Here is a 23169-nt window from a genome sequence, read left to right as displayed (position 1 = left end):
GGTCAAGCCCGGCCATGACGAAGGAGAGAGCGTGATTTACGCCGCTTTCCCCTTGGCATCCTGGATCGCCCGCCACACACGCTCCGGGGTCAGCGGCATGTCGATGTGCTTGATGCCGTAGTCGGAGAGCGCGTCGATCACCGCGTTCACGACCGTCGACAGGCTGCCGGCGCAGCCGGCCTCGCCGCAGCCCTTGCTGCCGAGTGGATTGGTCGTGGCCGGCACCGGGTGGTCGCCGATCGTCATGTTCGGAACGTCCTCGGCGCGGGGCAGTGCGTAGTCCATCAGCGAGCCCGTGATCGGCTGGCCGCTCTCGTCGTAGCGGACGTGCTCCATCAGCGCCTGGCCGATGCCCTGGACGACGCCGCCATGGAGCTGGCCCGCGACCAGCAGCGGGTTGATCACCGTGCCGAAATCGTTGACCGCGCTGTAGCGCACGATCTGCACCACGCCGGTCTCAGGGTCGATCTCGACCTCGGCGACGTGGCAGCCGTTCGGGAAGGCCGACGGCACCGGTTCGCTGGTGTGATCGACGTCGAGGCTGTCGGGGACGCCCTCAGGCATCTTGCCGTCGTGCAGGCGCTTGGCGAGCTCCATGATGTCGATGCTGCGGTCGGTGCCGGCGATCGTAAAGCTGCCGCCTTCGAATTCGATGTCGGCTTCGGATGCCTCCAGCATGTGCGCGGCGGCGCGCTTGCCCTTTTCGATCACGAGCTTGGCGGCGCCCACGATCGCCATGCCGGTCGCGGTGATCGAGCGCGAGCCGCCGGTGCCGTTGCCGGTGTGGACGATATCGCTGTCGCCCTGCACCAGCTTGACGCTGTCGAAGGGCACGCCGAGTTGTTGGCAGAGTACCTGCGCGAATGCGGATGCGTGGCCCTGGCCGTAATCGAGCGTACCGGTGATGAGCTGCACCGAGCCGTCGGGATCGAACACGATCTTGCCGAGTTCGACGCCGGGAGGTGCGGTCACCTCCAGATAGGAACCGACGGCGATGCCGCGCAGCTTGCCGGACTTCTTGCTCTCCTTCTTGCGCTTGGCAAAATTCTCGTGATCGGAGATTTCGAGCGCCTTGTTGAAGACAGCCTGGAAGTCGCCGCTGTCATAGGTAACGCCGGAGGACGCGGCGAACGGCATCTGGTTCTGCTTGATGAAGTTGCGCTTGCGCAAGGTCAGCCGGTTGATGCCCATCTCGTCGGCGGCGCGATCGATCAGCCGCTCCATGTAGTAGTTGGCCTCGGGCCGGCCGGCGCCGCGATAGGCGCCCATCAGCGTGGTGTTGGTCAGCACCGTCTTGATGTCGACTGCCATCAGCGGCGTGCGATAGACGCTGGAGAAGTTCTTGCTGGTGTTGAGCGAGAGCGGACTGGGCGCAACGCCGGTGATGTAGGCACCGAGATTGCCGTAGCCCGAGAGCTTGGCGGCGAGGAAATGCCCATCGGCGTCCAGCGCGAGCTCGGCGTGAATCTTCTGCGCACGGCCGTGGCTGTCGGACAAGAAGCTGGTCGAGCGTTCGTCCAGCCATTTCACCGGTCGTCCCAATTCCTTGGCCGCGTACAGGATGCACATGTATTCGGGATAGTTGACGTTCTTCATGCCGAAGGAGCCGCCGACATTGGCGGTGAGGATGCGCACCTTCTCGTTCGGCACCTTCAGATTCTTGGCGAGGTTGGCGCGGTTGCCGGCGACGCCCTGCGTCGGCATCTGAATGGTGTAGCGCTCGGTCTTCTTGTCGTAGGAGGCAAGGCCGACGCGCGGCTCCATCGAGACCACGGCGACACGGGTGTTTTCGATGTCGACCTTGGTCACGTGAGCGGCGCTGGCGAAGGCGGCGTTGACCTTCTCGATGTCGCCATAGTGGTAGTCGAGCGCGACATTGTTCGGGATGTGGTCGTAGAGTTGCGGCGCGCCGGGTTTTGCGGCTTGCTCAGGGTCGGTCACCGCCGGCAACGGCTCGATATCGAGCTCGACCGCTTCGGCCGCGTCGCGCGCCTGAGCCAGCGTCTCCGCCACGACGAAGGCGACGGGATCGCCGACGAAGCGGACCTTGTCGGTTGCGAGCGGCTGCCGGTTGGTCTGGAGCAGGGGCGAGCCGTCGCGGCTCTTCAGCGGCAGGCCGCAGGTGAAGGGGCCGTAGCCGGCCGCATCGAGGTCTTTGCCGGTCCACACCCCGAGCACGCCCGGCATCGCCCTCGCGGCGTCGATGTTGATGCCGCGAATGACGCCGTGGGCATGGGTCGAGCGGACGATCGCGGCATGGGCCTGGCCCGGCAGGTTGAAATCGTCGGTGTAGCGGCCCTTACCGCGCACCAGGGTATCGTCCTCCTTGCGGCGGACCGGCTGCCCGACGCCATATTTTTGCAGTGCAATAGCGTTTTCGAGCGTGGAGGATTTGGTGTGTTCTTGCATGGAATTGACCTGAAAAGCCGGCAATTGCGCGGTTTGGGGGGCGCCTGGGGGACCGGACCCTTCAAAAATAACCCACCGGCCCGTTCACGACAACGCACGAATGGGCATGGTCCCATGTGATGCGTTGTTGCGCAGGATTGGCGCGCTGCTAATGTTTCAGGCGAAAAAGCAATTCCAGCTCGGCCCAACCGGCCGCGGAAAGACAGTTTGTATGAATGACCACACGCGGCTCCGCGACGGCCTTGCGCCGCACGGTGAGCTGGGGTCGATGGCGGCGGCGTTCGCCACTGAACCGGCCGTCGGCGCGCAAGCGCCGGGAACCGGCGTCTACGCGGCGCTCGACCTCGGCACCAACAATTGCAGGCTCCTGATCGCCTGTCCGACCCACGACGGCTTTCGCGTGGTCGATTCCTTCTCACGCATCATCCGGCTTGGCGAGGGCGTCTCGGCGACGGGGTGCATCAGCGAGGCCGCGATCGAGCGCGCCATCGTGGCGCTCGGGATCTGCCGCGACAAGATCAACCTGCGCAAAGCCAAGCGATTGCGGCTGATCGCCACCGAAGCCTGCCGCGCCGCCTCGAACGCCGAAGGCTTTCGCAGCCGCGTCGCTGCCGAAACCGGGATCGAGCTCGAGGTGATCGACCGCGAGACCGAGGCGGCGCTTGCCGTGCTCGGCTGCTCGCCGCTGGTCGATCCCAGGGGCCGCGGCGCGATCCTGTTCGACATCGGCGGCGGCTCGACCGAGCTGGTGCGGATCGAGCGCGACGCCGCAAATCCGGAGCCGCGCATCAAAGCCTGGATGTCGATCCCGTTCGGCGTGGTCACGCTTGCCGAGCAGTTCGGCGGGCGCGACGTCACGCCCGAGATCTACGCCGCGATGGAGTGCGAGGTTGCCCATCACATCGCGCCGTTCGCCGAACAGCATGGCGGCGATCTCACTGATATGCATCTGCTCGGCACGTCAGGCACCGTGACGACGCTCGCCGGCATCCATCTCAATCTTGCGCGCTACGACCGCCGCCGCATCGACAGCGTCTGGATGAACGACACCGACGTCACCGCGACCATCAACAAGCTGCTCGGCATGAGCTACGAGGAGCGCGCCGCGAACAGCTGCATCAGCGTCGAGCGCGCCGATCTCGTCCTGGCCGGCTGCGCCATCCTCGACGCGATCCGCCGCGCCTTTCCGCTGCCACGTCTGCGCGTCGCCGACCGGGGCCTGCGCGAAGGCATGCTGGTCGAGATGATGCGCGAAGACGGCGCGCTCAGGAGCTGGTGAGATGGCCAAGGACACCACCGGCCGCTTGCACGTCCAGGTCAAGACCCACGGCAAGCGCAAATTGTCGTCGAAGCTCTGGCTGGAGCGGCAGCTCAACGACCCCTATGTGGTGAAGGCGAAGGCGCTGGGCTATCGCTCGCGCGCCGCGTTCAAGCTGCTCGAGATCGACGACAAATACCGGCTGCTCAAGCACGGCATGGCGGTGGTCGATCTCGGTGCGGCGCCGGGCGGCTGGAGCCAGATCGCTGCCAAGCGCGTCGGCTCGGTCGACGGCAAGGGCAAGGTCATCGCGATCGACCTGCTGGAAATCCCCGAGATTGCCGGGGTCGAGTTCGCACAGCTCGACTTCATGGACAATGACGCGCCGGACAAGCTCAAGGCCATGCTCGACGGCGGCGGCGCCGACATCGTGATGTCCGACATGGCTGCCAACACCACCGGTCATCGCAAGACCGACCAGCTTCGCATCGTCGGCCTGATCGAGACCGCCGCCGCGTTCGCCTGCGATGTGCTGAAGCCGGGCGGGACCTTCCTGGCGAAGGCATTCCAGAGCGGGGCCGATGCCGAGCTGCTCGCCCAGCTCAAGCGCGATTTCGCCACGGTACGTCACGTCAAGCCGGCCGCGAGCCGCGCGGATTCCTCCGAGCGCTACGTTCTCGCGACGGGATTTCGGGGCGGCATTTGATCGTCGTCCCGGCCTAGTGCGCAATTGCGCACGGGGGCCGGGACCCATAACCACCGAATTAAGTTTGGCGAAGACTGCCAATTGCCATCTCGCGCCGAACTGCCGTCTCGGCGTATGGGTCCCGGCCTGCGCCGGGACCACATCGAGAGTGGTGCTGACTACCCCAGCCGCTGATCCCGCACGTCCTGGGTATCCTCGGTCGCCGCCTTGACGGCCGCCTTGGCCGCGCCCTTGCCGGCACCCTTGCGGCTCGCGATCTCCACGGCCTTGCGGCCGGAGACTTCGTGGCCGGCATCGGCTGGCATCTGCCAGAAGAACCAGCTCGATGCCGCCGAGGTGAGTGCGACCACGACGAAGGCGGGCGCGAATACGGTGGCGTTGAGCTCGCTGGCGTGGCTGAGCCACATCGTCGTCTCCACGGACGCGGCGCCGACGGCGACGCCGGCCGAGACCGCGAGCTGCTGGTTGACGCTGACGAGCGTGGTGGCGCGGCTCATCTGCGCCTGCTCCACCTCAGCGTAGGCCACCGTGTTGATTGCGGTGAACTCGAGCGAACGGAAGAAGCCGCCGACCACCAGGATGATCATGATGATCAGCAGCGGCGTCGTCACGGTGAAGAGGGCACAGGCGGCGAGAAAGACGGCACTGATGATCGCGTTCACCGTCATCAGGTTGCGGAAGCCGAAGGCGCGGATGATGCGCGCGGCTAGCGCCTTCATGCCCATGGCGCCAAGCGAGGAGCCAAACGTGACGAGGCCGGACTTGAACGGCGAGAGGCCGAAGCCGATCTGCATCAGGAGCGGCAACAGGAATGGCAGCGCGCCGATGCCGAGCCGGAACATGAATCCGCCGAGAACGGCGGCGCGTAAGGTTGGCAACCTCAGCAGCGTGAAGTCCAGCACCGGCGACCCCGTTCGCCGGGCGTGAAGGACATACAGTGTCATCGAGATCGATCCACCGACGACCAGGGCGGCAACCGTGCTCCATGGCAGCAGATTGAGTCCGGCAACCGACAGCCCGAAGGCGATGCCGGCGAGCCCGAGGCCCGCGAGCACCATGCCGTAGAGGTCGAACGGCTCTCGTTCCTCGCTCTTGATGGGATCGATAAAGCGCAAGGCCATGAAGATGCCGAGCAGTCCGATCGGGATGTTGATCAGGAAGATCCAGTGCCAGGACGCGTAAGTCGTGATGAAACCGCCGAGCGGCGGCCCGATCACGGGGCCGATCAGGGCAGGGACCGTCACCCACGCCATGGCATTGACCAGCGCGCTCTTGTCGACCGACCGCAGCAGCACGAGGCGCCCGACCGGCGTCATCATCGCCCCGCCCATGCCTTGCAGGATGCGGGCGAACACGAAATCGGTGACCGAAGTCGAGATCGCGCAGCCGACCGAGCCGACCATGAACACGCCGACCGCAATCGCAAACACCATGCGTGCCCCGAACCGGTCGGCGGTCCAGCCGCTCGCCGGGATGAACACCGCAAGCGAAAGCAGATAGGAGGTGATCGCGAGCTTGAGCGTCAGTGGGCTGGTGCCGATATCGGCCGCGATCGCGGGCAGCGATGTGGCGATCACCGTCGAGTCCATGTTCTCCATGAAGAGAGCAGTGGCCACGATCAGCGGGATGACGCGTTGCTTGTCGACCATGACGGATTGGCAATGGAAATCAGAAGGAGGGGCGGGAATTGCGGCTTATCACCGCCGCTGGGCCGCGACCATTGCGGATCGACGCATGGCACCTAAATCCTGCGTGAGCCCAGGTGGGGTGCGCCCTGCGCCGGAGATCGCGATGATCTACCGGCACGGGGAAGGTGTGGACGACGTTCGCCAGCACGAGGCGCCCAGACGTCTGCGTTGAACCGGCTATCCCCGCTGAATTTGCCTAAAAAGCCTGTGCATGGCTGGCCGGCGGTCCGATTTGCTTTGATTCGTCACCCACCCGTGCTATCGACCCGCGTCAACCCCACCGATGGGCTCCGATTCTCCGGCGTTGCCGCAAGGCACGCCGAGGGCGGCGCTCATCCATAGCTATTTGCGGCAGGGCCGCGGAAGGAGTTGGCACATGGCCACCGTGCAACAAGGCATTCGCGAAGCCCTCACATTCGACGACGTGCTGCTGAAGCCGGGCCTGTCGGACGTCATGCCGGGCGAGGTCGACATCCGCTCCCGCGTCACCCGCGCGATTCCGCTCAACATCCCGATCATGGCCTCCGCCATGGACACGGTCACCGAAGCCCGCATGGCGATCGCCATGGCGCAGGCCGGCGGCATCGGCGTCATCCATCGCAATTTCGATCCCGAAGGGCAGGCCGCCCAGGTGCGGCAGGTCAAGCGCTACGAGTCGGGCATGGTGGTGAACCCGCTCACCATCAGCCCCGATGCCACGCTGGACGACGCGCTCAAGCTGATGAGCGATCACGGCATCTCCGGCATTCCCGTCGTCACCGGCGCGGGCAAGTCCACGCCGGGCAAGCTGGTCGGCATTCTCACCAACCGCGACGTCCGCTTCGCCACCGACCGCCAGCAAAAAATCTCCGAGCTGATGACGCATGAAGGTCTCGTCACGGTGCGCGAGAATGTCAGCCAGGACGAGGCGCGGCGGATGCTGCATCAGCATCGCATCGAGAAGCTGCTCGTGGTCGACGAGCAATATCGCTGCGTCGGCTTGGTCACCGTGAAGGACATGGAGAAGGCGGTCGCCCATCCGCTGGCCTGCAAGGACGCCCAGGGCCGCCTCCGCGTCGCCGCCGCCACCACGGTCGGTGATAGCGGCTTCGAGCGCACCGAGCGGCTGATCGATGCCGGCGTCGATCTCGTCGTGGTCGACACCGCGCACGGTCATTCCCGTCACGTGCTCCATGCGGTCAACCGCATCAAGCGCCTGTCCAATTCCGTGCAGGTCGTTGCCGGCAACGTCGCGACCTCGGAGGGTGCGCAGGCGCTGATCGATGCGGGCGCGGACTGCATCAAGGTCGGCATCGGCCCGGGCTCGATCTGCACCACGCGCATCGTCGCCGGCGTCGGCGTGCCGCAGCTCACCGCGATCATGGATGCGGTCGAGGCGGCGAAGAAGTCCGACATCCCCGTCATCGCCGACGGCGGTATCAAGTTCTCCGGCGACCTCGCGAAAGCGCTCGCTGCCGGTGCCGACATCGCGATGGTCGGCTCGCTGCTCGCCGGCACCGACGAGACGCCCGGCGAAGTGTTCTTGTGGCAGGGCCGCTCCTACAAGGCCTATCGCGGCATGGGCTCGGTCGGCGCGATGGCGCGCGGCTCGGCCGACCGCTACTTCCAGCAGGACATCAAGGACACGCTCAAGCTCGTGCCCGAAGGCATCGAGGGCCAGGTGCCTTACAAGGGCCCGGTCGGCAACGTCATGCACCAGCTCGCCGGCGGCCTGCGCGCCGCGATGGGATATGTTGGTGCAAAGGACATGAAGGACCTGCACGACAAGGCCCAGTTCGTCCGCATCACCGGCGCGGGCCTGCGCGAAAGTCACGTCCACGACGTCACCATCACGCGCGAGGCGCCGAACTATCCGGGCGGGGGTTAGGCGCCCCACATTCCGCTGTCATGCCCCGGCTCGACCGGGGCATCCAGTACGCTGCGGCTTCTCGGCTCTATTAAGACCGTCTCGGAGTACTGGATGCCCCGCCCCCCGTGCGCAATTGCGCACTAGGCGGGGCATGACAGCGCTTGTTGGGTTTGCTTCATTCCCCCCCACCTCCTAAATGATTGCGACAAAGCAATCAGGAGGAAGCCATCATGTCCCAAGGCAAGCGCATCGTTCTCGCCGCGCGTCCCGTCGGCGAGCCAAAGCCGTCCGATTTCCGTATCGAGGAATTCGCGGTTCCTGCGCCTGCCGCAGGTGAAGTCCTGCTGCGCACGATCTGGCTCTCGCTCGATCCCTATATGCGCGGGCGCATGAGCGACGGTCCGTCCTACGCGACGCCGGTGCCCGTCGGTGGCGTGATGGAAGCCGGTACGGTCTGCGAGGTCGCAGCCTCCAACCATCCGAACTTCGCCAAGGGCGACATCGTGCTCTCGCGCGCGGGCTGGCAGACGCACGCGATCTCCGACGGCAAGGGGCTGAACAAGATCGACCCGAAGCTCGCGCCGATCTCGACGGCCGTCGGCGTGCTCGGCATGCCCGGCATGACGGCCTACACGGGCCTGCTCGATATCGGCAAGCCGCAAGCAGGCGAGACCGTCGTCGTCGCCGGTGCGTCCGGTGCGGTCGGCTCGGCCGTGGGACAGATCGCGAAGATCAAGGGCGCACGCGCGGTTGGAATCGCCGGCGGCAAGGACAAATGCGATTACGTCGTGAAGGAGCTCGGCTTCGATGCCTGCATCGATCACCGCGATCCCGATCTCGCGGCGAAGCTGAAGGACGCCTGCCCGAAGGGCATCGACGTCTATTTCGAGAATGTCGGCGGCGCCGTGTTCGAGGCGGTGTTCCCGCTGCTCAACGCGTTCGCGCGCGTGCCGGTCTGCGGTCTCATCGCCCATTACAACGACACTGAAGCGAAGCCGCCGAAATGGGCCGCCAGCATGATGCGCGCGACCTTGACCAAGCGGCTGACCTTCCGCGGCTTCATCGTCTCCGACTTTGCCTCCCGCCATGGCGACTTCCTGCGCGACATGTCGGGCTGGGTCCGCGAGGGCAAGGTCAAGTACAAGGAGTTCGTCACCGAGGGCCTGGAGAGCGCGCCCGAAGCCTTCATGGGGCTTCTCAAGGGGGCCAATTTCGGCAAGCAGCTGGTGCGGGTCGGGCCGGACAACGCTTGATCCGCCGCTCTCGGCCCCCTTCAGCGGCCGGGTATGGTTAACAAACAGTGACCGATCGGCCACACCCGCCCGTAAAAGCCGCGGGTGTGACCGTCGGTTCATTGACGGGCTCGCGAAGGCATTGAATCATTGCGCATATTTCAGGTGCGATGATGTTAGAGCTTGTTGTTTTCTGCGTAATCCTTGTGGCCGCCGGTTATTGGGCGACGATGTTTGTCATGGGCCGTCGCGACGACGTCATCCATGGCAAGTTCGTACACGCCGAGGACGCTGGCGCGTTCGCGCAATCCGCGATGCCCACGCCCACGCCGCCGTTCCCCAAGCGTCCGGTCAAAGCCGCGCGGCCTGCCAGTGTTCAGCCCGCCAATACCGGGGCCAAGCCGGTGAACAGCGACGCGCTGCAGTCCTTGCTTGCCGCGATCCAGCAGGATCTCAAAAGCGTCGCTTGAGCAGCGACGGGAAGCGCTAATGCTCGCCGGCCATCTGGGCGAGCAGCTCCTCGATATCGATATCGACCTGGCCCGCGGCCCTGACGTGGCGAACCTCGAAGCCGTCGGGCTGGAAGCGGTACTCCACAAGGCCGACCTCCTTGATCGCGATCCGGTCCTGGCGCGCATCGTTGATCTTGAAGCCGGCCGACGGTGCCCAGACGTGGCGGGTGTGGCGCCAGGTGAAGTCGCGCCGCTGGTGCACGTGACCGCTGGCGATGAGGCGCAGGTCGACATGCGCGAACATCTCGATCAGCCGCGCGCGGGCCGGCTGCGGCACGTAGCGGATCGACGTCTCGGGCGTCTCGGGGTCGTCGGGCCCGTTGAGAAATATCGGCTTGTGTACGAACAGCGCCACCGGCTTGCCGTTCGTGCGCGAAACTTCCGAGGCAAGCCAATCGAACTGCTCGGCCTCGAAGGCGATCCCTGAATTCATCACCAGCGAGTTGAGGCCGATGAAGCACCAGCCCCCGGCCTCGAACGACCAATGGTCCTCGCCGATGATCTCGCGGAATTGCTGACGATGCGCTTCCGCGACCGGTGGCTTCGGCGCAGGGCCAACCGCGGTCGGATTGTCGCCGATGTCGTGATTGCCGGGGATGTAGCGGCAGGCGACGGGCAGGGCGTCGTGCAGGCCCTTGACGAATTCGACATCGTCGCGGCTGGTCGGCCCGTCGAACGAGACGTCGCCGGTGTTGACGACGAGATCGGGCCTATCGGTGTCGATATGCGCGCTCAGCGCCTGGAAGTTGGCGATCAGGCCGGGGAAGCGCCGGCCAAGATGGGTGTCGGAGATCTGTGTCAGGCGAAATTCGGACATGGATCGATCATAGGCGCTGCCCGACGTCGGAACGATGACGGCGCACCCAGGGTCAGCGATCGAACAATGTTTAAAGCACGCGATAGCGGATCATGTAGGCGTCCTGCGGCGCGACGGGGCTCGCCAGCGGCGAGGCGATGCGGTCGGCGAGGTGCCAAGGACCGAACTGAGCACCGGACTGGGCTCCGAATTGCTCGGAGCGATGCGGCTCGGCGGGCAGGCGGAGGCGAAATTCGAAGGTGCCCTTGCCGGGCAGGTTCACGACCAGCACGCGGTCCGCGGTGCGGTGGTTGAGCGCCACCGCGCCACGCAGCACGGAGCGGCAATCACCGAGCTCCCGCACGCCGTCAATCAGTGCCAGCGTCTGGTTACGGTCGGTATGCAGCTCGATCTGGGTGTCGGATACCGCTGCCAAGGTCTCCTTGGGCATGCGGATCTCGAACTCGACCGCGGGTTTCGACGGATTGAGGCCGAGATAGGCCAGCGCGGCATGGCGCATGTCGTAGGCGGCAAAAGCGAACAGAGCGAGGGCGGCGAGCGCAGCGAGGCCATGCCTGAGGACATCGCGCCAGGTCCGATAGCTCATGCGGAAGTAGACCGTCATCGCCAGCGCCACCGCAAGCGCCGTCGCGATGCCTGCCAGCGCCGACATCAGGATGCCGAACTGGCCATCGGCGGACTCGGTCAAAGCGCCAGTCAGGCTGCCGATCAGGCTGAAGAGGGTGTTCATGGCGGTCTCTCGCCTTGCGCCCCCGAGGGGCCAAAATCGCTTTAACTGTCGGCAGTTGGTCGCCTCATCGGGAACGCCGGTTCAACTCGTTGATTGTCAGGACCAGCGGTGACCGCTAATGGACGCTAGCTGTGGCTTCCGCCCGATGGGAAATCCCGGGAAATTCCGATGTCCGTTCAAATGGTTTTGCTGCCGGTCTTCGTGCAGGTCAGTCTCACCTTCGCACTCCTGATCGCCATGGCGATGGGACGCCGGCGCGCGCTCGTCTCCGGCGAGACCAAGAGCCGTGACATTGCGCTCGGCGAGCCCAACTGGCCCAAGGGCGCCACACAATTCGCCAATTGCTACCGCAACCAGTTCGAATTGCCGGTGCTGTTCTATGCCCTGATCGCGCTGGCGCTCCCGTTGCGCCACGCTGATCTCTTCATCGTGCTGATGTCCTGGGTGTTCGTGGTGACGCGCTTCGTCCATGCCGGAATCTTCGTCTCCTCCAACAATCTCGGGCGCCGCTCCACGATCTGGCTCGCCGGCGTGCTCGTCCTGCTCGCGATGTGGATCTACTTCGCGTTGAAAATGCTGTTGCTGATCTAGGCGCTACTCGCCGATCCTGATCTGAAAGATTCAAATGACTCCCGCTGCCCGGCTGTCCGCAGCCATCGAACTGATCGACACCATCGAGAAGGACCGCGTGCCCGCGGCCAAGGCGCTGAAGGAGTGGGGCACCGCGCACCGCTTCGCCGGCTCCGGCGACCGCGCCGCCATTGCCGGCCTCGTCTGGGACGTGCTGCGCCGCTATGCCTCGAGCGCCTACCTGATGAATTCGGACACGGCGCGGTCGCGGCTGATCGGCATGCTTCGCCTCGAGCGCAACATGGACGCGGCCACCATGGCCGCGCTGTTCGACGGCAGCCGCTTTGCCCCGGCGCCGTTGACCGAGGCCGAGCAGGCCGCGCTCGCCTCGCGGTCGCTTGAAGGTGCCCCGGCCGCGATCGCCGGCGACTATCCGGAATGGCTGGATCCGTATTTGGCAAAAGCCTTCGGCGACGAGCGCGTCGCGGAGGCGGCCGCGATGGCGAGCAGGGCGCCGCTCGACCTGCGCGTCAACACGCTAAAATCCAATCGCGACAAGGCGCTGGGAGCGCTTGCTCATCTTCATGCGAAACCGACGCAGTGGTCGGCAACCGGCCTGCGCATCGAACTTTCGGCCGATGCGCGCAACCCCGGCATCCAGGCCGAAGAGGATTTCATCAAGGGCGCCATTGAAGTGCAGGATGAGGGGTCGCAGCTGGCGGCTGCCTTGACCGCCGCAAAACCCGGCGAGCAGGTGATCGATCTTTGTGCCGGGGCCGGCGGCAAGACGCTGGCGCTCGCCGCGATGATGCAGGGCAAGGGCCGGCTGATCGCGACCGACAGCGACAAGCGGCAGCTTGCACCCATTCACGAACGCCTGTCGCGCGCCGGCGTCCACAATGCCGATGTGCGCACGCCCAAGGGCGAGGCCGATCCGCTGGCCGAGATCAGCGCCTCCGCCGACCTCGTCGTGATCGACGCGCCGTGCACGGGAACCGGAACCTGGCGCCGCAACCCCGATGCCAAATGGCGCATGCGCCCGGGCGCGCTGGAGATTCGCCTGCGCGACCAGACCGAGGTGCTCGAGCGCGCGGTTCCGCTGGTCAAGGCCGGCGGCCGCATCGCCTACATCACTTGCTCGGTGCTTTCAGAGGAGAACGGCGAACAGGTGAGGGCGTTCACTGGCCGCCATCCCGAATTCGCGGTGGTGCCTCCCGAGCAGACCGCCAGCGTGCTCTGGGACAAGGCGGAGGAGTTTGCGCAAGCCGCGCTGCAATCGCCGGAAGGCTGGCTGATGACGCCGCGGCGGACCGGGACGGACGGGTTCTTCGTCTCGGTGCTGAAGAAATCGTAGCGTCATAGCCGCTCTTGGTGGGTGCGGCGGCCCCCAAACAAAAACCCCGCGAACCGGAACCCGGTCGCGGGGTTTTCTAAGTTTACGTTCTGCCGGTACGTCCGTGGTCAGAACGGTGCGCGGGCTTTAGCCGACGCGGAGATTGTCAGCCGAGGACTTGCCGCTGCGACGATCGGCGACGATGTCGAACGAGACCTTCTGACCTTCGTTGAGGGTCGAGAGGCCAGCGCGCTCGACGGCGCTGATGTGCACGAACACGTCCTTGTCGCCGTCATCCGGCTGAATGAAACCAAAACCCTTTTGATTGTTGAACCACTTCACGGTGCCCATAGCCATGGGAATTTCCTTTGCTTAAGAAGTTAACACGCGGACCGGTACGCACTATTGCGCCCATAATCCTGATCAGTCGATGTTGGAGAAATCATCTGAAGCGTGCGCGCCCGTCAGCAACGAAGCGAAGCGGCCCAGTCGTTCGGCCAAGTATCGATGATCACAATATAGCGAGATTTTGGGGCCACTTCAAGGCACCACCCGTCGCTCGGGATGTCCCCGAATTTTGCTATTTTGCGGTGCAAATTAACCCTTCCGGGGCGCTCAATCGACGATAAACAGCGTCGCCCCCGTCGCCGTCGAGGACCGGTGCGCGGCGTCGCCGAAATCCGAGACCTGGTAGCTCATCCCCGCCGTGAGCTTGAATTTGCGGCCGTCGCGCAGCTCGCTGTCGAGCTCGCCCTGCAGCACGTACAGGACGTGGCCGCGGTCGCACCAATGATCGGCGAGATAGCCCGGCGTATACTCGACCATCCGCACCCGGAGTTCGCCGATGTTGAGCGTGCGCCACTGCGCTTGCCCGGTCTCGCCGGGATGGATGGTCGGGGTGACCTTGCTCCAGTCGGTGACGGTGAAGGGGGAGGTGGGGAGCTTCATCTGGAATCCTGTGTCAGAGCCGGCGCCGGTGTTGTTAGCGTATGTGCTCGCCACAGTCTCCGTCATTGCGAGGAGCCCTTGCGACGAAGCAATCCAGACTATCTCCGCGGACAGATTCTGGATTGCTTCGCTACGCTCGCAATGACGGGGACAAGCTAGTGCACCGGATGATTCGCCGATCCCTGCACGATCTTTCCGGCCGCATTCACCCGCAGATATTCGCAGATCCGCTTTCCCAGCTCATTCTCGTAGAACACCACCACGCTATCAGGGCTGGCGAACAATTCGATCAGCGAGAAATGCAGGTTCGGCAGCAGGGCGAGCGCCTTGCCCCAATAGGCGCGCAACGCATCCTTGCCGCGCACGGTGCCGCTTTCGTCGAAGCCCATCGCCGGGATGCGGTCCGACGTCATCACGACGTCCTCGTCATAGAGCGTGAGCACGCGTTCGAGATCGCCCGTATTCCAGGCCTCGACCCAGGTGCGGCCGAGCGCGGCGAGATTCGACGGCAGATGATGGTGTGGCATGACGTTCTCCCTGATCGGCCCTTGGTGAGTGACGGGCCATATTAGGTCAATAATACTTACCTATATCGATTTGTCCATGCCCAAAGAAGAATGTGGGCGCGCGGCGCGCGCGGTTGCGGGCAGGGGCGCGGTCGCGTATTTGCTTGCCATGACAGCAGCACAGACCGACCGCTCCGCGTCGACGCCCTCCGTGGCCTCGGCGCATGACAAGATTCTCATCGTCGACTTCGGCAGCCAGGTGACGCAGCTCATCGCGCGTCGCGTGCGCGAGGACGGCGTCTATTGCGAGATCGTCCCGTTCAACAAGGCCGAGCAAGCCTTCAACGAGATGAAGCCGAAGGCGGTGATTCTCTCCGGCGGCCCTGAATCGGTGCATGAGGCGGGCTCGCCCCGCGCGCCGCAAGCGATCTTCGATTCCGGCGTGCCCGTGATGGGCATCTGCTACGGCCAGATGGCGATGGCGGAGCAACTCGGGGGCACGGTCGAGGGCGGCCATCACCGCGAATTCGGCCGCGCCGATGTCGAGGTGAAGGCGCCGAGCAAGCTGTTCGAGGACGTCTGGTCACCAGGCGGCAAGAACCAGGTCTGGATGAGCCATGGCGATCGCATCACAAAGATGCCGCCGGGCTTCTCGGTCGCTGGCACCTCGCCGAACGCGCCGTTCGCGATCATCCAGAACGAGACGCGCAAATATTACGGCCTGATGTTCCACCCCGAGGTGGTGCACACGCCCGACGGCGCCAAGCTGATCCGCAATTTCGTCCGCAAGATCGCAGGCCTTTCCGGCGACTGGACCATGCGCGCCTTCCGCGAGGAGGAGATCGCGAAGATCCGCAGCCAAGTCGGCAAGGGCAGGGTGCTCTGCGGCCTGTCCGGCGGCGTCGATTCCGCGGTCGCGGCCGTGCTGATCCACGAAGCCATCGGCGAGCAGCTCACCTGCGTGTTCGTCGATCACGGCATGCTGCGTCTCGACGAAGCCAAGACGGTCGTTGATCTGTTCCGCCACCACTACAACATCCCGCTCGTGCACGTGGATGCCTCGAAGCAATTTCTCGGCGAGCTCGAAGGCGTCACCGATCCCGAAACCAAGCGCAAGACCATCGGCCGCCTCTTCATCGAGGTGTTCGAGGCGGAGGCCAAGAAGATCGGCGGCGCCGACTTCCTGGCGCAGGGCACGCTCTATCCCGACGTGATCGAGAGCGTCTCCTTCACCGGCGGCCCCTCGGTGACGATCAAGTCGCACCACAATGTCGGCGGTCTCCCCGAGCGCATGAACATGAAGCTGGTCGAGCCGCTGCGCGAGCTGTTCAAGGACGAGGTGCGCAAGCTCGGCCGCGAGCTCGGCCTGCCCGAGATCTTCGTCGGCCGCCATCCGTTCCCGGGCCCCGGCCTCGCCATCCGCTGCCCCGGCGACATCACCCGCGAAAAACTCGACATCCTGCGCAAGGCCGACGCGGTCTACATCGACCAGATCCGCAAGCACGGCCTCTACGACGACATCTGGCAGGCTTTTGCGGTGCTGCTCCCGGTGAAGACGGTGGGCGTCATGGGCGACGGCCGCACCTATGATTTCGTCGTCGGCCTGCGCGCCGTCACCTCCACCGACGGCATGACCGCGGATTTCTACCAGTTCGACATGAAGTTCCTCGGCGAGACCGCCACGCGCATCATCAACGAGGTGAAGGGCGTGAACCGGGTGGTGTACGACGTGACCAGCAAGCCGCCGGGGACGATTGAGTGGGAGTAGTTTTTAGAGACCAAGGCATGCTGATGCGCGCCGCGTTGAAGATGGTGATGGCCGCGATATTTGCCATGCCGGCTGCGGGGGCTCTGGCGAAGTCTCCGGACTGCGCGAGTTGGCCCACCAACATGGCCCTCGTGCACCTCAAGAACGCCGGCCTGATCGATATCCCATCAGTGAACGAGGCGCAGACCAAGGCCGTTCGTCTCGCATCCGAAAAGGTCGGAAAGGACCTCTACCAGCAGGTTCACGACATCACGTTTCACACCAGGGACGGCAAGACGATCGAGGTCATCACGAAAAACCAGGCATCAAACGAGGAATGCTCGATGAGCGGCGTCGACGTCTACGTAGTCTCGAAGAAAATCGGCGGGTCTGCAGAGCTGCCATCTGACGGCACGCCTAAAAAGTGATCCGGCCGCATCGAAAGCTCAAGACTTGCAACTGGCCGCAGCAGTCGCGTAGGGCGGATTACGCTTCGCTAATCCGAGATCTCCTTTAAGCTTCGGCATTCGACAGCTGCGAGGCCCGCGCCAGTGCCTGCGTGTCGACGTACTCCCGGATGTTCGTCAGTTTGCCGTTGCGAACGGTGATGGCGAAGACCCAGTCGTCCTCGAATGTCTTGCTCGTGGCTTTGATCTTTCCCTTCGCGAAGCCGACGACCAGGACCCGGTCTCCTTGCGCGACGAACTCTCGAGGTTCCGTGGACGTTTCGATCGACCTGGATGCCGTCTCCAGCAGATCCGTCACCCCGCCGTGCGCGCGATGCGTTCCGGCCAGCGGCCAGTCCTCGCCGGGGATGATCCACTCGATGTCTTCGGCGATCAGCGCCAGCAGAGCCTCGCTGTCGCCGCGTCCGATCGCGGCGAAGAAGTCTTTCACCGTCTGGACGTTCTTGTCGGTGCTCATAGTCATTTCTCCATGTCACTCGGATCGGATCGCACGCGATCCGATCCCGTGTGTCGTATCCCCAACGATGGGGGACATCGTGTTCGTCAGTCGAACTTGACCAGATCCTTGAAGATCAGCTGGCCCCAGCTGTTTCCGCGCGCCTGGACCAGCAGTCCACCTTCCGCAAGCCCGCCAAGCTTGATCGGCGCGAAGCCGAGATTTTCCGCAAGCGCGACAATTTCCGCTGCCGCAGCGTCATCGTCGCTCGCCAGGAACACGACTCTCCTGCCGCCATGGACGGCCGGGTCTTGGCCAAGCACCGCAGCACCCAAATGGTTGAAGCCCTTGACCAGTCGACCGTCGGTGAAGGCTTGCGCGAGGGCCTTGGACGAAGGTTGTCCCCCGAGTTTCTCCGGCGGCACGCCGTAGGCGTTGGTGACATCGACGATGGTCTTGCCCTGCCACGTGGGCAGCGCCTTCGCGACATCCTGGTGCGACTCGAAACGGACCGCCAAAAAGATGATGTCCGCCTTGACGGCGTCCGCCAGCTTTTTGGGAATGATCGTGGGTCCGATCGCGGCCGCGGCGGATGCAAAGCTTTCCGGGTCGCGCGTGGTTGCAACGGATACTTCGATGCCATTGCGGGCAAACGCCCTGGCCAGGGCCTGGCCGATATGGCCGAAGCCGATAATTGCGTAGCTCATGATGTTTCTCCGATCTTGTGTCGATGGCGCGGTCAGACCTGCGCCATGCCGCCATCGACGGCGAGATCCACGCCGGTGATGTAGGAACTTTCATTGGAGGCGAGGAACGTGACGGCAGCCGCGATTTCCTCCGGCTTGCCCCTGCGACCCATCGGGACCTGTGAAGCAAATCCGGCGGCGGCTTGCTCGGCTTGCTCGCGGGTCAAGCCCGTCGTCGTCTCCAGGGCGGGGGTCTCGGTTGGTCCGGGGCTCATCGTGTTGACGCGGATTCTGCGGTCCTTCAGCTCCAGCGTCCAAGCGCGCGAGAAGCTGCGCACCGCCGCCTTGCTCGCGGCGTAGACGCTGAACCCTGGCAGCCCCTTCACGTTCGACACCGAAGAGTTCAGGATGATCGAACCGCCGTCCCTGAACAGGGGCAGGACCTTCTGCACCGTAAAGAACAGCCCCTTCACGTTGACGTCGAAGGTCTGGTCGAAATGGGCCTCGGTCGCTGCCGCGAGCGGTGCGATCGTTCCCGCGCCCGCATTCGCGAAGAGAATGTCGATGTGACCATGTTTCTCTTTCACGACGGCATAGAGCCGGTCCAGATCGTCCGGGCGCGAGACGTCGCTCACGACCGTCGTCACGTTTCTCGCGATGAAGGCTGCTGCGTCCTTCAGCTCTTTCTCGCGTCGTCCGGTGATCACGACATGCGCACCTTCGTCCACGAAGCGTTTGGCTGTGGCTAAGCCGATTCCGCTGCTGCCGCCGGTGATGACTGCTATCTTGCCTTCTAGTTTTTTCATGATGTTTTCTCTTTCGTTGTGTGTGTGGGCCAGGCGCGGGACCGCGCCGGGATCAGAGTTGCGCCAGGCCGCCGTCGACGGCGACTTCGCTGGCGGTCATGAAGCTGCTGTCCGACGAGGCGAGAAAGGCGGCCACCGCTCCGATCTCTGCGGGATCGGCCATGCGCTGCAGCGGAGTCATCGCGGCAAAGACCTTCTGGCCTTCCTCGCCCAGCGCTTCCTTCGCGAGTTCGGTCGCGGTCGCCCCGGGCGACAGCACGTTGACGCGGATGCCGCTGCCCTTCAGGTCCTCCGCCCAGGTCCGCGCGAGGTTGCGCACCGCCGCCTTGCTGGCGCTGTAGGCGCTCATGGCCGGCGCGCCCGTGGTGCCCGCGCTCGATCCGGTCAGGATGATCGAACCGCCCCGGCGCATCAGTGGCAGCGCTTTCTGGATCGTGAAGATCGTACCCTTCACGTTTGTGTCGAAGGTTTCGTCGATGTGCGCGGCGGTGATCTTGCCAAGCGCAAGCTGGCTTCCCGCGCCGGCATTGGCGAAGACGATGTCGAGGGTTCCGCGCTCGGCCTTCACCGCCGCGTAGAGCCGGTCGAGGTCGGCCTCATCCGAGACCGAGCCCTTCACCGCGCGGGCATTGGGCCCAAGCGCGGCAACAGCCGCATCGAGTGCTTGCTGTCGGCGGCCGAAGATGAAGACGAAGGCGCCGTCCTCGATGAAGCGCTTTGCCGCGGCGCGGCCGATGCCAGTCGCGCCACCCGTGATGACTGCAACCTTGCCGTCAAGCTTTCCCATAATTTCTCCTGTCGTGGTGTCGGGACAGCATCTGCCCCCGAGGGCCCCGAGATAGGTCCGGCGGCGTCAGGCGTTGAGTGCGGAAGCGCGCACATCGGTGGTGCGAAATCGATCCGGCCGGACGACTGGCGCCAGCCGCGACGAGGGGTGTCCGCCGTTCGGAATGGGTCCTGCCGGCCGGAACCGGCTATGATGACCGCCCGTACTGCTGTACGAGGCATCCAGATATGGCTTGAAAGGCGCACCGCGCGGTGCGGGATTGCACCATGATCGACTGGGACGACGTTCGCTACTTTCTGGCCGTCGCGCGCGGAGGCTCGGTGCGGGCCGCCGCCGAGGCGCTCGGCGTGAACCACGCGACCGTGCTGCGACGCATCGCCCAGCTCGAGGAACGCCTCGGGGTCCAGATGTTCGAAAAGCTGCCTTCGGGCTACCGCCTGACCGCTGCGGGCGAGGAGGTCCTCGAATTCGCCGACCAGATGGAAGCCTCGTCGCACCAGCTCGAGACGCGCGTGTTCGGGCGCGACCAGAGCGTGCGCGGGCGTCTGCGGGTGACGCTGGCGCCGCCGATGGCGACACATTTGCTGATGCCTGATTTCGCCGATTTCGCGCGTCTGCATCCCGACATCGAGATGGATATCCTGTCGTTCGGCGAACTTGCAAACCTGACCAACCGAGAGGCCGACGTCGCGATCCGCGTCGTCTACGACCGCAAAACCCTGCCGCAAAATCTTCACGGCATGAAGGGACCGGAGCTGTTCGGCGCCGTCTACATGTCGCACGACAGACTAGCCGCGTGGCGTGCCGGCGCGCCTGATCCCATCCGCTGGATCGTCATCAGCATTCACGGCATCCCGGATTGGGCCAGCGCGGGTGAGGTCCGCACCACGGGCGTTCCATTCAGGGTCACGGACGCCGGGGCGCAGATCGTTGCTGTCCGGCAAGGGCTCGGCATCACGACACTGCCGTGCTTCGTCGGCGATGCCGACCCGCTGCTGGTGCGGGTGCCGGGCACCGACCTGCACATGTACGGCACGGTTTGGCTCCTCACACAGGGCGAGACACGCAAGACCAAGCGCGTGCGGCTGTTCACCGAGTTCGTATCCCGCCGGCTCGCCGCGTATGCGCCGCTCCTCGCGGGGCTGTCGGTGGCGGGCGACTGAGGCAAGGCAGGTCGCTCCATTCGTCCGACGGTCGGCCGGGAATGCCTTGAAATACAAGCCGTCTCCTATATGACTACTGTAGTCATATAGGTGAAAAGATGCGAGAGATTCAGCTTCGTGATGCAAAGGCCAACCTCTCCGCGGTCATCGATGAAGCGGTCGATGGCAAGCCCGCGATCATCACGCGGCACGGTAAAAAGCAGGCGGTGGTCTTGAGCTACGAGGAGTGGCGGCGTCTGTCGCAGGTGCCGAGCTTCGGGCGCCTGCTGATGGCGGCCCCCGTGAGGGCCGGCGATGTGCCGACGCGCAATCGCGCCAAGCTGCGCAAAACCGATTTCTGAGACGTGTACCTCGTCGATACCAATGTCATATCTGCCGTCTCGCCGAACCGGCCGACGCCTGCGGCACTCGTCGAGTGGATGGATGCGCAATCCGCCTCCTTGTTCTTGTCCGTCGTGACGATTGCGGAGGTTGAGGACGGAATAGCCAAGTTGCGGCGCGAGAAAGCCATGCGCAGAAGCAGAGATTTGGCCCAATGGCTGGAAGCCGTGCTGCACCTGTATCAGGATCGAATCCTGGCGTTCGATACACCCACTGCGCGGATCGCCGGACAATTGTCGGACCGCGCGCGCGGGCGGGGGCATTCTCCGGGATTTGCCGATATCATGATTGCCGCAACTGCGCGTCAACACTCGTTGACTGTCTTGTCACGCAACGCGAAGCATTTCCTGCCGCTCGGCGTACCCGTGCATGATCCCTTCGGCGAGCTGCCGCCGTCCTGATCATCGCGCAGGCATATGGAGGGCGCGGCCTCTAAGTGGCTGCCCACCGCTAATCCGCCCCAACCGAACCCTCCTGTCGCTGAGCCGCAATCAGCATCTCCACGAACGCCGTCACCTTGGGCGGACGGAAGCGAGCCGCGGGGTAGACCGTGTGGATGCCGCCGGATGGCAGTTGCCATTGCGGCAGGATGTGGATGAGGCGCCCGGCCGCCAGATCGTCGGCCACCAGGAAATCCGGCAGCACCGAAAGGCCGCCGCCGGCGAGCACGGCTGCGAGCACGCCCGGTGTCGTGTCGATGGCGATGCTGGCCTGCAGGCGCACGGCGCGGCGATCGAGATCGCCGCGCAAGAACTGCCACAGCAGCGGCTCGCGCAGCGCCATGTTGGCGATGAATGGCAGCGTCGCGAGGTCGTCGGGATCGCGCGCGGCGGCGATCCGATCCGTGAACGCGGGAGCGCCGACCAGACATTGCCGGAACGATCCGATCTTGCGCGCCTGCAGGCTGGAATCGACCAGCCAGCCGACACGGATTGCCATGTCGATCTGGCCTGAGGCGAGATCGACCGTTTGATCTTCGAGCGTCAACTCCACCCGGCAGTTGGGATAGCGTGCCGCGTAGGCCGTGACGACGGCGACGACGACGGCGGTGCCGTAGTCGTTGGGCGCCGTGATCCGCAAGGTGCCGGTCGGCGCGGCGGCGGCCTGGGCGAGTTCGTCGAAGGCATCCTCCGCTTCGCGCAGGATCATGACGCAGCGCGCATGAAACATCCGGCCCGCCTCGGTCGGATGCACCCGGCGCGTCGTGCGCACGAGCAGGCTGGTGCCGAGATCGCGCTCCAGCTGCGCCACCTGTTGGCTCACCACGGCCTTGGTGATGCCGAGCCGCTCGGCGGCCCGCGTGAAGGATCCGGTGTCCACGACGGCTGCGAAATAGGCGAGACGGTTCAGGTTCATAGGCTCCGCCGGTAAGATCTAACTGTCAGTCTATCACATACATTCTGTCTGTTTTGTTGATATTTATCTACCAATTCGCACGTGCCACATTGCGATTCAAGGAGATCGCCATGTCCGCGCCCATTCAAATCACCTACCTGTTCGACCCGCTCTGCGGCTGGTGCGACGGCGCCTCCACGCTGCTGGAACAGCTCGCTGCCCGACCGGATTTCGCAGTCGAACTTGCGCCGACAGGCCTGTTCGCCGGCGAGGGTGCCCGTCCGATGGACGACGGCTTTGCCGCTTATGCCTGGACCAACGACCAGCGGATTTCGCGTCTGAGCGGTCAGCCCTTCAGCGAAGCCTATCGCCGCGATGTGCTGGGCGACCGCACGCGCCTGTTCGATTCCGGCCCGGCGACATTGGCGCTCACGGCTGTTGCGCTCACGGCGCCTGATCGGGAGTTCGCGGCGCTGAAGGCCTTTCAGGTCGTCCGCTATGTCGAGGGCCGCGACAGTACGGACATCTCCGTTCTCTCGGACGTGCTGCGCGCGATGAATTTGCCTGAGGTTGCCGCGCGGCTGGCGAGCCCCGACGCTGCACTGATCACCGCCTACCGCGCGCGCCTCGAAGCGGCGCGTGCTGAGATGCGCCGGTTCGGCGCCAACGGCGTCCCGGCCCTGATCGTCGGGACGGGCCATGATCGCCGCCTGGTGCAAGCAAGCGCGCTGTTCGGCAGCCTCGACGTCCTCGTCGACGGACTGAAGGCGGCCTGAGCGCAGCGATCAACACAGACCGGACCA

General features: G+C 64.8%; 25 protein-coding genes. 13 read left to right on the top strand and 12 right to left on the bottom strand.

Annotated elements, in window-relative coordinates:
- Positions 1–36 precede the first annotated feature (36 nt).
- Positions 37–2409, bottom strand: coding sequence for a xanthine dehydrogenase family protein molybdopterin-binding subunit (locus tag ACVIN2_RS05150; RefSeq protein WP_456764742.1), 2373 nt, complete (start codon positions 2407–2409; stop codon positions 37–39).
- 211 nt (positions 2410–2620) lie between these two features.
- Between ACVIN2_RS05150 and ACVIN2_RS05145 the strand changes: the two genes are divergently transcribed.
- Complete coding sequence (locus ACVIN2_RS05145) at positions 2621–3688, top strand: Ppx/GppA phosphatase family protein (RefSeq protein ID WP_456764741.1); 1068 nt, start codon at positions 2621–2623, stop codon at positions 3686–3688.
- A gap of 1 nt (position 3689) precedes the next feature.
- Complete coding sequence (locus ACVIN2_RS05140; protein WP_456764740.1) at positions 3690–4373, top strand: RlmE family RNA methyltransferase; 684 nt, start codon at positions 3690–3692, stop codon at positions 4371–4373.
- Positions 4374–4531: 158 nt separating this feature from the next.
- On the opposite strand, the gene ACVIN2_RS05135 is transcribed toward ACVIN2_RS05140, so the two are convergent.
- On the bottom strand, positions 4532–6022 hold the full coding sequence (locus tag ACVIN2_RS05135) for an MFS transporter (RefSeq protein WP_456764739.1): 1491 nt from the start codon (positions 6020–6022) through the stop codon (positions 4532–4534).
- 415 nt (positions 6023–6437) lie between these two features.
- Between ACVIN2_RS05135 and guaB the strand changes: the two genes are divergently transcribed.
- From guaB to ACVIN2_RS05120, 3 genes are all read left to right on the top strand, one after another.
- Positions 6438–7928 carry an IMP dehydrogenase gene (guaB, locus tag ACVIN2_RS05130; protein WP_007609139.1) on the top strand — a complete coding sequence of 497 codons (1491 nt, stop codon included), beginning with the start codon at positions 6438–6440 and terminating at the stop codon, positions 7926–7928.
- 212 nt (positions 7929–8140) lie between these two features.
- Positions 8141–9163 carry an NADP-dependent oxidoreductase gene (locus ACVIN2_RS05125; RefSeq protein WP_456764738.1) on the top strand — a complete coding sequence of 341 codons (1023 nt, stop codon included), beginning with the start codon at positions 8141–8143 and terminating at the stop codon, positions 9161–9163.
- A 152-nt stretch (positions 9164–9315) separates the two neighbouring features.
- A complete protein-coding gene (locus tag ACVIN2_RS05120; protein ID WP_456769645.1) occupies positions 9316–9612 on the top strand; it encodes a hypothetical protein in 297 nt (98 codons plus the stop codon).
- Between the two features lie 16 nt (positions 9613–9628).
- Here ACVIN2_RS05120 and ACVIN2_RS05115 read toward each other — a convergent pair whose 3' ends face one another.
- Positions 9629–10471 carry a metallophosphoesterase family protein gene (locus ACVIN2_RS05115; RefSeq protein ID WP_456764737.1) on the bottom strand — a complete coding sequence of 281 codons (843 nt, stop codon included), beginning with the start codon at positions 10469–10471 and terminating at the stop codon, positions 9629–9631.
- Positions 10472–10541: 70 nt separating this feature from the next.
- Positions 10542–11201 carry an acriflavin resistance protein gene (locus ACVIN2_RS05110; RefSeq protein ID WP_456764736.1) on the bottom strand — a complete coding sequence of 220 codons (660 nt, stop codon included), beginning with the start codon at positions 11199–11201 and terminating at the stop codon, positions 10542–10544.
- 168 nt (positions 11202–11369) lie between these two features.
- On the opposite strand from ACVIN2_RS05110, the gene ACVIN2_RS05105 reads away from it, so the two are divergent.
- Together ACVIN2_RS05105 and ACVIN2_RS05100 are read left to right on the top strand one after the other, a co-directional pair.
- Entirely contained in the window at positions 11370–11792 is a 423-nt protein-coding gene (locus ACVIN2_RS05105; protein ID WP_456764735.1) for an MAPEG family protein, read from the top strand.
- Positions 11793–11826: 34 nt separating this feature from the next.
- Positions 11827–13125: an RsmB/NOP family class I SAM-dependent RNA methyltransferase gene (locus ACVIN2_RS05100; RefSeq protein ID WP_456764734.1), complete on the top strand. Its 1299-nt coding sequence runs from the start codon at positions 11827–11829 to the stop codon at positions 13123–13125.
- Positions 13126–13251: 126 nt separating this feature from the next.
- Here the strand turns inward: ACVIN2_RS05100 and ACVIN2_RS05095 are convergent, their stop codons facing one another.
- The 3 genes from ACVIN2_RS05095 to ACVIN2_RS05085 form a co-directional block, all read right to left on the bottom strand.
- Positions 13252–13461 carry a cold-shock protein gene (locus ACVIN2_RS05095; RefSeq protein WP_007592195.1) on the bottom strand — a complete coding sequence of 70 codons (210 nt, stop codon included), beginning with the start codon at positions 13459–13461 and terminating at the stop codon, positions 13252–13254.
- Positions 13462–13719: 258 nt separating this feature from the next.
- The gene (locus ACVIN2_RS05090) at positions 13720–14052 is read right to left on the bottom strand and encodes a DHCW motif cupin fold protein (RefSeq protein ID WP_456764733.1); all 333 of its coding nucleotides are present in this window, start codon (positions 14050–14052) and stop codon (positions 13720–13722) included.
- 155 nt (positions 14053–14207) lie between these two features.
- Positions 14208–14579, bottom strand: coding sequence for a nuclear transport factor 2 family protein (locus ACVIN2_RS05085; protein WP_456764732.1), 372 nt, complete (start codon positions 14577–14579; stop codon positions 14208–14210).
- 148 nt (positions 14580–14727) lie between these two features.
- Between ACVIN2_RS05085 and guaA the strand changes: the two genes are divergently transcribed.
- Positions 14728–16326, top strand: coding sequence for a glutamine-hydrolyzing GMP synthase (gene guaA / locus ACVIN2_RS05080; protein ID WP_456769644.1), 1599 nt, complete (start codon positions 14728–14730; stop codon positions 16324–16326).
- A 17-nt stretch (positions 16327–16343) separates the two neighbouring features.
- The gene (locus ACVIN2_RS05075) at positions 16344–16733 is read left to right on the top strand and encodes a hypothetical protein (RefSeq protein ID WP_456764731.1); all 390 of its coding nucleotides are present in this window, start codon (positions 16344–16346) and stop codon (positions 16731–16733) included.
- A gap of 85 nt (positions 16734–16818) precedes the next feature.
- Here ACVIN2_RS05075 and ACVIN2_RS05070 read toward each other — a convergent pair whose 3' ends face one another.
- From ACVIN2_RS05070 to ACVIN2_RS05055, 4 genes are all read right to left on the bottom strand, one after another.
- On the bottom strand, positions 16819–17229 hold the full coding sequence (locus tag ACVIN2_RS05070) for a nuclear transport factor 2 family protein (protein WP_456764730.1): 411 nt from the start codon (positions 17227–17229) through the stop codon (positions 16819–16821).
- Between the two features lie 86 nt (positions 17230–17315).
- On the bottom strand, positions 17316–17915 hold the full coding sequence (locus ACVIN2_RS05065; protein ID WP_456764729.1) for an NADPH-dependent F420 reductase: 600 nt from the start codon (positions 17913–17915) through the stop codon (positions 17316–17318).
- 32 nt (positions 17916–17947) lie between these two features.
- On the bottom strand, positions 17948–18700 hold the full coding sequence (locus ACVIN2_RS05060; RefSeq protein ID WP_456764728.1) for an SDR family NAD(P)-dependent oxidoreductase: 753 nt from the start codon (positions 18698–18700) through the stop codon (positions 17948–17950).
- A gap of 52 nt (positions 18701–18752) precedes the next feature.
- Positions 18753–19487 (bottom strand): SDR family NAD(P)-dependent oxidoreductase, encoded by a 735-nt coding sequence (locus ACVIN2_RS05055; protein WP_456764727.1) that lies wholly within the window; start codon positions 19485–19487, stop codon positions 18753–18755.
- Positions 19488–19753: 266 nt separating this feature from the next.
- On the opposite strand from ACVIN2_RS05055, the gene ACVIN2_RS05050 reads away from it, so the two are divergent.
- From ACVIN2_RS05050 to ACVIN2_RS05040, 3 genes are all read left to right on the top strand, one after another.
- The gene (locus ACVIN2_RS05050; RefSeq protein ID WP_456764726.1) at positions 19754–20650 is read left to right on the top strand and encodes a LysR family transcriptional regulator; all 897 of its coding nucleotides are present in this window, start codon (positions 19754–19756) and stop codon (positions 20648–20650) included.
- A gap of 98 nt (positions 20651–20748) precedes the next feature.
- Positions 20749–20991: a type II toxin-antitoxin system Phd/YefM family antitoxin gene (locus ACVIN2_RS05045; RefSeq protein ID WP_456764725.1), complete on the top strand. Its 243-nt coding sequence runs from the start codon at positions 20749–20751 to the stop codon at positions 20989–20991.
- Between the two features lie 3 nt (positions 20992–20994).
- Positions 20995–21432 (top strand): PIN domain-containing protein, encoded by a 438-nt coding sequence (locus tag ACVIN2_RS05040; RefSeq protein WP_456764724.1) that lies wholly within the window; start codon positions 20995–20997, stop codon positions 21430–21432.
- A 49-nt stretch (positions 21433–21481) separates the two neighbouring features.
- Here ACVIN2_RS05040 and ACVIN2_RS05035 read toward each other — a convergent pair whose 3' ends face one another.
- Positions 21482–22387, bottom strand: coding sequence for a LysR family transcriptional regulator (locus ACVIN2_RS05035; RefSeq protein WP_456764723.1), 906 nt, complete (start codon positions 22385–22387; stop codon positions 21482–21484).
- Between the two features lie 110 nt (positions 22388–22497).
- On the opposite strand from ACVIN2_RS05035, the gene ACVIN2_RS05030 reads away from it, so the two are divergent.
- The gene (locus tag ACVIN2_RS05030) at positions 22498–23142 is read left to right on the top strand and encodes a DsbA family protein (protein ID WP_456764722.1); all 645 of its coding nucleotides are present in this window, start codon (positions 22498–22500) and stop codon (positions 23140–23142) included.
- Positions 23143–23169 lie beyond the last annotated feature (27 nt).

This window comes from Bradyrhizobium sp. USDA 3650, from assembly GCF_054057395.1.
This window is presented reverse-complemented; position numbering and strand designations above follow the sequence as displayed.